The sequence below is a fragment of the Pseudomonas sp. XWY-1 genome (assembly GCF_002953115.1).
GTDB classification, from domain to species: domain Bacteria; phylum Pseudomonadota; class Gammaproteobacteria; order Pseudomonadales; family Pseudomonadaceae; genus Aquipseudomonas; species Aquipseudomonas alloputida.
Genome location: NZ_CP026332.1, coordinates 5,274,463 through 5,286,157, shown reverse-complemented (window position 1 = coordinate 5,286,157; position 11,695 = coordinate 5,274,463). Strand labels below are relative to the sequence as shown.

The following is an 11,695-nucleotide window of genomic DNA, read 5'->3' as shown; positions in this document are numbered from 1 at the left end:
GCCGGCAACCAAGTTTGCGTGAATGAGGACCAATGTAATGGGTAAGAATGTCGTCGTCCTGGGCACCCAGTGGGGTGATGAGGGCAAAGGCAAGATCGTCGATCTGCTGACCGAACATGCTGCCGCCGTAGTGCGCTACCAGGGTGGCCACAATGCGGGTCACACCCTGGTGATCAACGGTGAAAAGACCGTTCTGCACCTGATTCCGTCCGGCATCCTGCGTGAAGGCGTACAGTGCCTGATCGGTAACGGCGTGGTCGTTGCCCCGGATGCACTGATGCGTGAAATCACCAAGCTGGAAGAGAAAGGCGTACCGGTGCGCGAGCGCCTGCGCATTTCCCCGGCTGCGCCGCTGATCCTGTCGTACCATGTGGCCCTGGATCAGGCCCGCGAAAAAGCCCGTGGCGAAGCCAAGATCGGCACCACCGGCCGTGGTATCGGCCCAGCTTACGAAGACAAGGTGGCACGTCGCGGCCTGCGCGTGGGTGATCTGTTCCACCGCGAGCGTTTCGCTGCCAAGCTGGGTGAGCTGCTGGATTACCACAACTTCCAGCTGGTGAACTACTACAAAGAGCCAGCCATCGACTTCCAGCAGACGCTGGACGAGTGCATGGCTTACGCCGAACAGCTCAAGCCGATGATGCTCGACGTCACCGCCGAGCTGCACAACCTGCGTCGCGCCGGCAAGGACATCATGTTCGAAGGCGCCCAGGGCTCGCTGCTGGACATCGACCACGGCACCTACCCGTACGTCACCAGCTCCAACACCACCGCTGGCGGTATTTCCACGGGTTCCGGCGTCGGCCCGATGTACCTGGACTACATCCTGGGTATCACCAAGGCCTACACCACTCGCGTGGGTTCCGGTCCGTTCCCGACCGAACTGTTCGACGAGACCGGTGCTACCTTGGCCAAGCGTGGCCACGAGTTCGGCTCCACCACCGGCCGTGCCCGTCGTTGCGGCTGGTTCGATGCCGTGATCCTGCGTCGCGCTATCGACGTCAACAGCATCTCGGGCATCTGCCTGACCAAGCTGGACGTACTGGACGGCCTGGAAACCATCAACATCTGCGTTGGCTACAAGAACGAGAACGGTGCCGTCATTGACGCGCCTTCCGATGCCGACAGCTACATTGGCCTTGAGCCGGTGTACGAAGAGATGCCAGGCTGGAGCGAGTCGACTCTGGGTGTGAAAACCCTGGAAGAGCTGCCGCAAGCTGCGCGTGACTACATCAAGCGCATCGAAGAGCTGGTTGGCGCGCCGATCGACATCATTTCGACCGGCCCGGACCGCAACGAGACCATCGTGCTGCGTCACCCGTTCGCCTGATCTGCCCTCCAGGCTGATCTGACGCCGCGGCCCTGAGAAGGGCCGCGGCGTTTTCATTTGTGGGCATGTCTGTGCTGGCCAATATCCACCGGCAATCCACCGTTGCCGCCGCTACCGTATTCGCGGGTAAACCCGCTCCTACGTGGGCACAAAACGGTGGTTGGGCGCAGGCCGTTGTAGGAGCGGGTTTACCCGCGAATGGGCCTGCACACGAAACCCTATTGCTAGACCTTGGCGCATTTCCCTGCTGCCTACGGCACAACCCTTGCTGTAAGAAGTTTCTGTAGATGCCATCAAAATAGTGGCGCCAGAAAACACGAGGGTTACACCGTGTCTGCCATCCTCTCACTGTTACGAAGCCGCCTATTGCGGCCTGTGTTTGTTGCCCTTGGTATCGCTCTTTTGGTGCAGGTGCTGGTTGCCGTTGCGCTCACCCGAAGCACGGTCACCGCCCTGGAGGCCGACCTTGGCGAACGGCTGGGTAATGACAGCCGCCAACTCGCAAGCGATCTGGAGCAAGCCGGGCAAGATGTGCGCTCTGGGCTCGACGGCCTGTCCAGCAGTACCCGTCAGCGCCTGAGCGCAGGGTTGTCGGAGCGCCTGCAAAGCGAACAGCAGCAACTGCGCAGCACCCTGGAAAAGAACCTCAAGGATTCCGCCAACGACATGGCCGAACTGCTGGCTTCGGTTGCCCCGCGGGCGATCTGGGACAACGATGTGCCAGTGCTCTCGGATTTCGCACGACGCGCTCAGCGCAACCCGAACGTGCTGTTCGTGGTGTACGACGACGCTCAGGGTCAGCACCTGACTCGCTACCTCAACCGGCAAAACCCGATCAACCAGGCTTTGATGGAAAAGGGCCAGGGCGAGCGTGCGCTGGACAAGGTGATTGATGCTGCCCGGCGTGACCCGGCGGTGTACTTCGTCGAAGCCTCGATCAGCCCCAATGGCACGGAAATCGGTAAGGTGGTGATGGGGGTTTCCACTGCCGGCATCGACCATGAGCTAAAGGCGCTGGACCAGCGCTTCGCGGCGCTGATCGCTAGCGGAGAGCAGTTGGTTGGCGACAGCCTGGTCGGTGCTGCTGCCGATAGCGGCAAGACCCTGCGTGAGCGCCTTGAGAAGGCGCAGGGCAGTGCTGCCGCCATGCAGGCCAATACCGCGCAAACCGTGCGCGATGCCGCTGCAGAGCTGCGCTGGCGTATCGGTCTGGGCCTTGTGCTGGTCGGCCTCGGGGTGCTGGTAGTGGTGGCTTTGGTGCTAGGCCGCCGGGTACTGAGCAAGCTGCGCCTGTTGATTGCCGCTCTCGATGACCTGGCGGCCGGCGAAGGTGACTTGACCAAGCGCGTGCCGCTCGACAGCCGAGATGAAATCGGCGACATGGCCTCGGCAGTGAACCGCTTTGTCGACAAGTTGCAGCCGATTGTGCGCGAAGCCGGCGAGGTGGCGCAGCGCACGGGTGTGGAGATTGGCGCGATGGCCCAGCGCAACGCTGGCGCAGATGCTGCCGCCGCATTGCAGCGCGATGAAGTGGCCGCCAGCCTGCGCGACCTGTCGAGCATGGCTGATGAAGCACAAGCCGAAAGTCATGCGATGCAGGCGGCGTTGCAGCAAGTGGTGGATATCCGCCAGGCGACCGATGAAAACAGCCGCACCTCGACCCAGCTTGCCGGTTTGATCGAGAACCTGGCTGGGCAGGTGGATGCCGGCTCCCAGGTGATCGAGCGCCTGGCCAAGCAGAGCGAGCAGATCGAAGTGGTGCTGACGGTGATCCACGGTATCGCCGAGCAGACCAACCTGTTGGCCTTGAACGCCGCCATCGAGGCGGCCCGTGCTGGCGAAACCGGACGCGGCTTTGCCGTGGTGGCCGACGAGGTGCGCGCGCTGGCGAGCAAGACGCAAAGCTCTACGGGCGATATCCAGGCGCACATCGCAGCATTGCAGAAGGGCGCCAAGGAAGCTGTGGCCACCATCAGCCAGGCTGGGCTCAAGGCTAGCGAAGGCTTGCTGGTGCTGCGTGACAACGAGCGTCGGCAGCAGTCAGTGCAGGCGGCGGTGGAGCAGGTGCATGCGGCCATTGGCTTGGCTACCCGTGCGGCCGAGCAGCAGGCGAATGGCGCGCAGGCGGTGCGTGGGCGAGTGGAGACTATCCATGCTCAGGCTGAGCGTTCGGCTGAGGTGGTGATGCAGACTACGGCCAGCAGCAAGGTGCTGGATGATCTGGCGGCGCAGCTGCGCGCCAGCCTGGGCCAGTTCCGGGCCTGAATCCTGCGCGGTCTCTTGTGAGAGCAATTGTCTTGCTCAATTTCTAAAAGCTGGCGCGATCCCTGTGGGAGCGGGCTTGCCCGCGAACACGGGCGAAGCCCGTGCCATCCACCACGGTGTTGCTATGCTGTCGGCGACACATAGCAAAAGGAGTTGCTAATGTCCGCCCAACTAATCGCCGCCCAGGCCGACCTGAATTTCCTGCACAGTGACAGCGTAAAGCTCACTGACCCGATGACCGCCCTGCAAGCCTACTGCGCTATGACCTCGGACGTCCCCTACTGGCTGGCCCGGGCCTTCCGCATTCGCGACTTCATCTCACGCCGTTTCAATGTCGCCGATATCCACGGCTTCACTCGCGGCGATCCAACGCATGTGCCAGCCGTCGGTGAGCGCCTGGACTTCTTCACTGTCGAGGCCATCAGCGACCAGCAACTGGTCCTGACCTCGCGTGATACGCACCTGGCTGTGATGGTGAGCGTAGATCTAGATGAGCAGTGGGAAGGGTGTCAGCGCTTGAGCGTGACCACCTCGGTGCAGTGCTTCAACACCTTCGGCCGGCTTTACATGTTGCCGGTCGGCAAGGCCCATGGGCCAATTGTGCGGCGCATGCTGCGTAACATCTGATGGCCTGATCACCGGCAAGCCCCCACAGGTGCAGCGCAGGCCCTGAGACCGGTGCTGTACCTGAGGGCAAGCCCGCGTAGAAGTTCATGCCTTGTTCAGATACATCCGCGTAGTGAGCAGATATACCGGCAACCCCGACACCACGATCAGCAATGCCGCATACGGCGCCGCCGCCGCGAACTCGACATTGGCCGTATGCGCCCATACTTCGGTGGCCAGGGTGGTCATGCCGGTCGGGCTGAGCAGCAGGGTAGCCGTCAGCTCCTTCATGGCATCCAGGAACACCAGTGCAAAGGCCGCTGCCATGGCCGGGAAGATGATCGGCAAGGTCACCCGGCAGAATGCGGCAAAGCTACTGGCGCCAAGGGTGCGCGCAGCTTCTTCCAGCGTTGGTGAGGCCTTGTTCAGTGCGGTGCGCACCGGCGACTGGGCCAGCGGCAGGAACAGCAGTGCGTAGGCCAGCAGCAACAGTGCCGTGGTCTGGTACAGCGCCGGCACGTAGTGCAGGGCGAAGAACACCAGGGTCAGGGCAATCACCAGGCCGGGCAGGGCGTGCAGGAGGTAGGGCAGACGCTCAGCCCAAATCGCCAGGCGGCCTTTGTAGCGCACCACCAGGAAGCTGATAGGCAGAGCCAGCAGCACACAGAAGCCGGCACCGCCCAGCGACACCGACAGCGAGGTGAACAACGCCTTCGAGATGGCCGCCACCGGGAATGCCGCCGACGAACCCACGCTCAGCCAGTAACCGAGCATCGCCAGCGGAATGCCGCTGCCCAGCACCGCCAGGCCCACGCAGAACAGTTGCGCCAGCACCGCCCAGCCGCGTAGCCGCACCGGTTGCGCACGGCGCGCTACGCCCTGGCCGATGCGTACATGGCGGGCTTTGCCGCGCACCCGCAGTTCCAGCCACAGCATTGCCAGGCACATCGCCAGCAGCACGGCAGACAGCATGGCCGCGTTGGCGTTGCTGAACTCCAGTTCGAACTGCTGGTAGATCGCCGTGGTAAAGGTTTGCAGGCCGAGTATCGACAGCGCGCCAAACTCCACCAGCATATGCAGGGCAATCAGTAGCGCACCCCCGAGCATCGACGGCCACAGCAGTGGCAGGGTGACTTTGCTGAACACGCCCCAGCGGCTGCAACCCAGAGTGCGTGCCGACTCCTCCAGCGAGGTGTCGAGGTTGCGCAGGGTCGCAGCAACGGGCAGGAACACCAGCGGGTACTTGGACAGGGCCATGACCATGATCGCGCCACCCAGGCCTTCAAAGTCCGAACTTAGCGACACCCAGGTGAAGCTGCTGACGAACGACGGCACGGCGAATGGCAGGCATAGCACCACGCCCCACAACCGGCGGCCGGCCAGGTTGCTGCGCTCCAGCAGCCAGGCCAGTGCCAGGCCGACCACCATGCAGGTCAGCGTCACGCCGACCATCAGCAGCAGGGTGTTGCGCATCAGCCCCCAGACAAAGGGCCGCCACAGCAGGTGCAAGGCTTCGCGCCAGCCGGCTTCCCAAGCTTTGATGGCGACATAAGCCAGTGGCAGCAAGCTCATTGCCACTAGGAACAGCACAGGCAGCACTACCCAGATGGAAGGGCGCTTGCGGCGCGGTACGAAGCGTACCGGCACCGGTTCGGACAGGGCGGCAGTCATCAGAGCAGGCCGACCTCACGCTCAAGTTCGATGGCTTCCTCGGCATTGCCCAAGTCAGCTGGCGAGATCTTCGGCGGGCGCAGCTCGTCGAACGGTTTCAGGCCGCGGTCAGAAACCATGCCCTTGTGCAGCGGGTACTCGGCGGTGGTCTGGGTGATCACGCGCTGGCCTTCTTCGCTGGCCATCCAGTTGAGCAGGGCCTGGGCTTCTTTCGGATGTTTGCTGGCCTTGACCACGCCTGCGCCGGAGATAGTGACCAGGTTGCCAGCATCGCCGTCGGCCAGGTAGTAGAGCTTGGTGTCCAGCTTGCCGCGTTCGCGTTCAAGCGCGTACCAGTAGTAGTTGTTAACCAGTACCGCAGCCACTTCACCTTTTTCCACGGCTTTGAGGGCGACCATGTTGTTGGTGTAGGTCTTGCCGAAGGCTTTCAGGCCGGTCAACCATTCTTCGGTGGCTTCGCGCCCGTGCATCTTCAGAATGGCCACGGCCTGCTCCTGGAACGCACCGCTGGTAGGGACGTAGCCGACGCGGCCTTCCCACTCAGGGTTGGCGAAGTCCATCACCGTGGTCGGCAGGTCTTTCTCGTCGACTTTCTTCGGGTTGTACACCACGATGCGCGTACGGGCGGTGATACCCATCCAGGTGCCGTTGGCGCCAACGTACTCCTTGGGCATCATGTTCAGCGTGGTGTCGTCAATCTTGGCCAGCAGACCCAGCTCGCCCAGGTTGTTCAGGGGCGGGGACTCTTCGGTATAGATGATGTCGGCCGGCGAACGATCACCTTCCTCGATGATCTGGCTGGCCAGCTGGTTGCTGCTGCCTTTGCGGATGTCGATGTGAATGCCGGTCTTGGCCTCATAGGCCTTGGCAATGGCTTCGCCAATTTCCTTGTGCTGACCGTTGTACATGGTCAGCGTGACCGGTGCGTCTGCCATGGCGGCCGGAGCGCCGATGACCAGGCTCAGCACTGCGGCGGCCAGGGTACGCATCAGCGGTTGCGGGCGGATCGTCATGCGGGTACTTCCTCGCTTACGGCTACATATTTGGAAACAATGGTAAACGAAATTGTTTCTCAAGTGGCCGGGTGACGAGAAATTCATGGTCAGACCATGGTGCAAGGGGGGGGGCTGGGCGTGTGTTGACTTTACGGGCCTCTTCGCGGGTGAACCCGCTCCTACGAAGTGCGCGTATCGGGGGAGGGGGCACAAAAATCGCAGGCAAGAAAAAACCCACTAGCAAGCTAGTGGGTTTTTGTATGGTGCCCAGGAGAAGACTCGAACTTCCACGACCTTGCGGTCACTGATACCTGAAACCAGCGCGTCTACCAATTCCGCCACCTGGGCAAAGCTTTACATCATCTGCAGAAGGCGACTATCGTTCGCTTTCACACAGTAGTAACAGATCCTTGGTCATCTGTTACTTGAAAATATTTGGTGCCCAGGAGAAGACTCGAACTTCCACGACCTTGCGGTCACTGATACCTGAAACCAGCGCGTCTACCAATTCCGCCACCTGGGCACACATTCGAGGTTACTTGATGCTTTACAGCGTCGTTCATCTCTACTACAACTTCGGGGTTGTCCGTCGTTGTGGTGCGCACTATACGGACGCTCCCCTAGGCTGTAAAGCCCCTGATCGAAAAAAAATTCAAAAAATTCAACTTGTTGATTCCACAAGCCTATTTCTGCTGTTTATGCACTGCAGCGGGGGCTGTCCAAGGCAGACATTTCCGGTTTCAATACGCCTATGCCAGAATTCCTATCTATATACCCCAAGGTGAACCCCTTCTGATGGCCGATTGGCAATCCCTCGATCCCGAGGCCGCTCGCGAAGCGGAAAAATACGACAACCCCATTCCCAGCCGTGAGCTGATCCTGCAGCGTCTCGCCGACCGAGGCGAACCTGCTGCCCGCGAGGAGCTGGCAAAAGAGTTCGGTCTGTATGAAGAAGACCAGATCGAAGCCCTGCGCCGCCGCCTGCGTGCCATGGAGCGCGATGGCCAGCTTATCTATACCCGGCGCGGCACTTATGCCCCGGTAGACAAGCTGGACCTGATCTGTGGTCGCGTCTCCGGCCACCGCGACGGCTTCGGCTTCCTTATTCCCGATGACGGCAGCGAAGACCTGTTCCTCAGCCCGTCGCAGATGCGACTGGTGTTCGACGGCGACCGCGGCTTGGCCCGCGTCTCCGGTGTCGACCGCCGTGGCCGCCGTGAAGGCGTGCTGGTCGAAGTCATCTCCCGTGCCCACGAAAGCGTGGTCGGCCGCTATTTCGAAGAAGGCGGCATCGGCTACGTGACCCCGGACAACCCGAAGATCCAGCAGGAAGTGCTGGTGACCGCCGGGCGCAACGGCGGTGCCAAGATCGGCCAGTTCGTCGAGATCAAGATCACCCACTGGCCAACGCCACGCTTCCAGCCGCAAGGCGATGTGGTCGAAGTCATCGGCAACTACATGGCGCCGGGCATGGAAATCGACGTTGCCCTGCGCAGCTACGACATTCCGCACGTCTGGCCCAATGATGTGGTCAAGGAAGCACGCAAGTTCCGCTCCGAAGTCGAGGAGAAGGACAAAGAGAAGCGTGTCGACCTGCGCCATCTGCCGTTCGTCACCATCGACGGTGAAGACGCCCGCGACTTCGACGATGCCGTTTATTGCGAACCGTTGGGCAAGCTGCGTCTGTTCTCCGGTGGCTGGCGTCTGTACGTGGCCATCGCTGACGTCTCCAGTTACGTGCGTCTGGGCTCTGCCCTGGATGTCGAAGCCCAGCAGCGCGGCAACTCGGTTTACTTCCCCGAGCGCGTGGTGCCGATGCTCCCCGAAGAGCTGTCCAACGGCCTGTGCTCGCTGAACCCGCATGTCGACCGGTTGGCCATGGTCTGTGAAATGACCATGAACAAAGCCGGCCAGATGGTCGACTACCAGTTCTACGAAGGCGTGATCCACTCCCATGCCCGCCTGACCTACAACAAGGTCAGCAGCATGCTCGAGCACTCGCGTACCCGTGAGGGCAAGGCGCTGCGCGAAGAGTACAAGGAGGTCGTGCCGGACCTGAAGAACCTGTACAACCTGTACAAGGTGCTGGTGGAGGCGCGCCACACCCGGGGTGCCATCGACTTCGAGACCCAGGAAACCCGCATCATCTTCGGCGAGGAGCGCAAGATCGCCGAAATCCGCCCGACCGTGCGCAACGACGCCCACAAGCTGATCGAGGAATGCATGCTGGCGGCCAACGTGGCCACCGCCGAGTTCCTGCAGAAGCACGGCGTACCGGCCCTGTACCGCGTGCACGACGGCCCGCCGCCGGAGCGCCTGGAAAAACTGCGCGCCTTCCTAGGCGAGTTGGGCCTTAGCCTGCACAAGGGCAAGGACCCGTCGCCGAAGGATTACCAGGCCCTGCTGGCGAGCATCGCCGGTCGCCCGGACTTCCACCTGATCCAGACGGTGATGCTGCGCTCGCTGAGCCAGGCCGTGTACAGCACCGAGAACAACGGCCACTTCGGCCTGAATTACGAGGCGTACACCCACTTCACCTCGCCGATCCGTCGTTACCCGGACCTGCTGGTGCATCGCGCCATCCGCAGCATCATCCGCTCCAAGGTCGATACCCCGCACGTCAAGCGTGCCGGCGCCATGAGCATTCCCAAGGCGCGTATCTACCCGTACGACGAAAACACCCTGGAGCAACTCGGCGAGCAGTGCTCGATGACCGAGCGCCGGGCCGACGAAGCCACCCGTGACGTGGTCAACTGGCTCAAGTGCGAGTTCATGAAAGACCGCGTGGGCGAGACCTTCCCGGGTGTGATCACTGCGGTGACCGGTTTCGGCCTGTTCGTCGAACTGACCGATATCTATGTAGAGGGCCTGGTGCACGTCAGTGCGTTGCCGGGTGACTACTACCACTTCGACCCGGTACACCATCGCCTGGCCGGCGAGCGCACCGGTCGCAGCTTCCGCTTGGGCGACACCATCGAAGTCAAGGTCATGCGTGTTGATCTGGATGAGCGCAAGATCGACTTCGAAGTGTCGGAAAAGACCCTCGCCGCACCGATCGGCCGCAAGCAGCGTGGCGCCGCGCCGGTTGCCGAAAAAGCCGAGCAGCAGCCGGCAACCGAAGCGAAAGCCACGCCCAAGCCACGCAGCCGCAAAAGTGAAGCGTCCGAAGCGTACTTCCCCAAGGATGCTGTGCAGCGAAACGCTGAAGTGCGTAAAAGCCGCGAGATGAAGAAAGCGCTGATGACCGACGCGCGCAGCAGTGCTGGCAGCAAATCGGAGAAAGGTGGCAAGCCGTCCGGCAAACCGACCAAGCACCGTAAAGGCCCGCCGAAGTCCGGCGCTCCACGCAAAAACAAGAGCAATTCATGAGTCAGCTGGAAAAAATCTACGGCGTACACGCCGTGCAGGCATTGCTGCAGCACCATCCAAAGCGAGTCAAGCAGATCTGGCTGTCGGAAGGGCGCAGCGAGCCACGCCTCGAAACCTTGCTGGCGCTGGCCGCGGAAAACCGCGTGCCGGTCGGCCAGGCCGAGCGCCGTGAGATGGATGCCTGGGTCGAAGGCGTGCACCAAGGCGTTGTAGCCGAGGTCAGTCCGAGCCAGGTGTGGGGCGAGCTGATGCTCGAAGAGCTGCTTGAGCGCACAGAAACACCGCCGCTGATCCTGGTGCTGGACGGTGTGACCGACCCGCACAACCTCGGCGCTTGTCTGCGTACCGCGGATGCGGCCGGTGCCACGGCAGTGATCGTACCCAAGGACAAGTCCGCAACGCTGACGCCGGTTGTGCGAAAGGTGGCTTGTGGTGCGGCAGAAGTCATTCCGCTGGTGGCTGTGACCAACCTGGCGCGTACGCTTGAGAAGTTGCAGCAGCGTGGCCTGTGGGTGGTGGGTACCGCTGGCGAGGCCGAGCAGGAGATCTACCAGCAGGACCTGACCGGGCCACTGGTGATGATCATGGGGGCGGAAGGCAAGGGCATGCGCCGGCTCACCCGTGAGCATTGCGACTTCCTGGTGAAGTTGCCGATGGCGGGTAGCGTCAGCAGCCTTAACGTGTCGGTGGCGACCGGGGTTTGCCTGTTCGAAGCCGTGCGTCAGCGCCAGGCCAAGCGCTGATTCTCAACCTGTTCCGGCCTCTTCGCGGGTGAACCCGCTCCTACAGGGTGATTGCGTTCCCCTGTAGGCGCGGGTTCACCCGCGAAAGGGCCCGCAGCCTGTAAATATGTTTCAGGCTGTTCAAATATTCACCAATCACCTTGCTTGTGCGCCCCGGCTTCTCTACAATTGCGCCCCTTGCCGAGCTGGCAGGCGCTCATGTGCCTCCCCTCCGTGCAAGACATACAGTGTCATTCACTCCTTGTCTGACCAGATTCACTGGCAGACTACTAACCCGTAAGGAGCATTCATGCGTCATTACGAAATCATCTTCCTGGTTCACCCGGACCAGAGCGAACAAGTCGGCGGCATGGTTGAGCGTTACACCAAGCTGATCGAAGAAGATGGTGGCAAGATCCACCGCCTGGAAGACTGGGGCCGTCGTCAACTGGCCTACGCAATCAACAATGTTCACAAGGCTCACTACGTGATGCTGAACGTTGAGTGCACCGGCAAGGCCCTGGCCGAGCTGGAAGACAACTTCCGCTACAACGATGCCGTTATCCGTAACCTGGTCATCCGTCGCGACGAAGCCGTTACCGGCCAGTCCGAGATGCTGAAGGCTGAAGAGAACCGCAGCGAGCGCCGTGAGCGTCGCGAGCGTCCTGAGCATGCTGACTCCGCCGAAGGCGACGACAGCAATGACAGCGACTCCAGCGATAACGCTGACGAGTAAT

General features: G+C 61.7%; 7 protein-coding genes, 2 tRNA genes and 2 pseudogenes. 7 read left to right on the top strand and 4 right to left on the bottom strand.

Translation table 11 applies throughout. From position 1 onward, the window contains the following. Window positions 1-37: 37 nt before the first annotated feature. The 4 genes and pseudogenes from PRJ_RS24770 to PRJ_RS24755 all read left to right on the top strand — a co-directional run bounded on the left by PRJ_RS24770 (window position 38) and on the right by PRJ_RS24755 (window position 4,222). Window positions 38-1,330: an adenylosuccinate synthase gene (locus tag PRJ_RS24770; protein ID WP_003249542.1), complete on the top strand. Its 1,293-nt coding sequence runs from the start codon at window positions 38-40 to the stop codon at window positions 1,328-1,330. A 666-nt stretch (window positions 1,331-1,996) separates the two neighbouring features. After that, window positions 1,997-2,689: pseudogene (locus PRJ_RS30775) on the top strand (methyl-accepting chemotaxis protein); the annotation flags it as partial. Window positions 2,690-3,049: 360 nt separating this feature from the next. After that, window positions 3,050-3,595: pseudogene (locus PRJ_RS30770) on the top strand (methyl-accepting chemotaxis protein); the annotation flags it as partial. A gap of 159 nt (window positions 3,596-3,754) precedes the next feature. Further along, entirely contained in the window at window positions 3,755-4,222 is a 468-nt protein-coding gene (locus PRJ_RS24755) for a DUF2867 domain-containing protein (RefSeq protein ID WP_104962642.1), read from the top strand. 84 nt (window positions 4,223-4,306) lie between these two features. On the opposite strand, the gene PRJ_RS24750 is transcribed toward PRJ_RS24755, so the two are convergent. From PRJ_RS24750 to PRJ_RS24735, 4 genes are all read right to left on the bottom strand, one after another. Then, complete coding sequence (locus PRJ_RS24750) at window positions 4,307-5,872, bottom strand: iron ABC transporter permease (RefSeq protein WP_020192088.1); 1,566 nt, start codon at window positions 5,870-5,872, stop codon at window positions 4,307-4,309. After that, window positions 5,872-6,885, bottom strand: a complete 1,014-nt coding sequence (locus PRJ_RS24745; protein WP_104962641.1) for an extracellular solute-binding protein — start codon at window positions 6,883-6,885, stop codon at window positions 5,872-5,874. Before PRJ_RS24745 ends, PRJ_RS24750 begins: the two co-directional genes overlap by 1 nt. A 243-nt stretch (window positions 6,886-7,128) precedes the next feature. Then, window positions 7,129-7,215, bottom strand: a tRNA-Leu gene (locus PRJ_RS24740). Between the two features lie 88 nt (window positions 7,216-7,303). Further along, window positions 7,304-7,390 (bottom strand) — tRNA-Leu (locus tag PRJ_RS24735). 272 nt (window positions 7,391-7,662) lie between these two features. Between PRJ_RS24735 and rnr the strand changes: the two genes are divergently transcribed. The 3 genes from rnr to rpsF all read left to right on the top strand — a co-directional run bounded on the left by rnr (window position 7,663) and on the right by rpsF (window position 11,694). Beyond that, complete coding sequence (rnr, locus tag PRJ_RS24730) at window positions 7,663-10,236, top strand: ribonuclease R (RefSeq protein ID WP_010955474.1); 2,574 nt, start codon at window positions 7,663-7,665, stop codon at window positions 10,234-10,236. Next, window positions 10,233-10,979 carry a 23S rRNA (guanosine(2251)-2'-O)-methyltransferase RlmB gene (gene rlmB / locus PRJ_RS24725; protein WP_003249554.1) on the top strand — a complete coding sequence of 249 codons (747 nt, stop codon included), beginning with the start codon at window positions 10,233-10,235 and terminating at the stop codon, window positions 10,977-10,979. The genes rnr and rlmB overlap by 4 nt, the downstream gene beginning before the upstream one ends. Before the next feature lie 289 nt (window positions 10,980-11,268). Next, window positions 11,269-11,694: a 30S ribosomal protein S6 gene (rpsF, locus tag PRJ_RS24720; protein ID WP_003249557.1), complete on the top strand. Its 426-nt coding sequence runs from the start codon at window positions 11,269-11,271 to the stop codon at window positions 11,692-11,694. Window position 11,695: the final 1 nt, after the last annotated feature.

Coding starts and splice junctions, on each gene's coding strand:
- PRJ_RS24770 (WP_003249542.1), top strand. CDS start 38: ATGGGTAAGAATGTCGTCGTCCTGGGCACCCAGTGGGGTGATGAGGGC.
- PRJ_RS24755 (WP_104962642.1), top strand. CDS start 3,755: ATGTCCGCCCAACTAATCGCCGCCCAGGCCGACCTGAATTTCCTGCAC.
- PRJ_RS24750 (WP_020192088.1), bottom strand. CDS start 5,872: ATGACTGCCGCCCTGTCCGAACCGGTGCCGGTACGCTTCGTACCGCGC.
- PRJ_RS24745 (WP_104962641.1), bottom strand. CDS start 6,885: ATGACGATCCGCCCGCAACCGCTGATGCGTACCCTGGCCGCCGCAGTG.
- rnr (WP_010955474.1), top strand. CDS start 7,663: ATGGCCGATTGGCAATCCCTCGATCCCGAGGCCGCTCGCGAAGCGGAA.
- rlmB (WP_003249554.1), top strand. CDS start 10,233: ATGAGTCAGCTGGAAAAAATCTACGGCGTACACGCCGTGCAGGCATTG.
- rpsF (WP_003249557.1), top strand. CDS start 11,269: ATGCGTCATTACGAAATCATCTTCCTGGTTCACCCGGACCAGAGCGAA.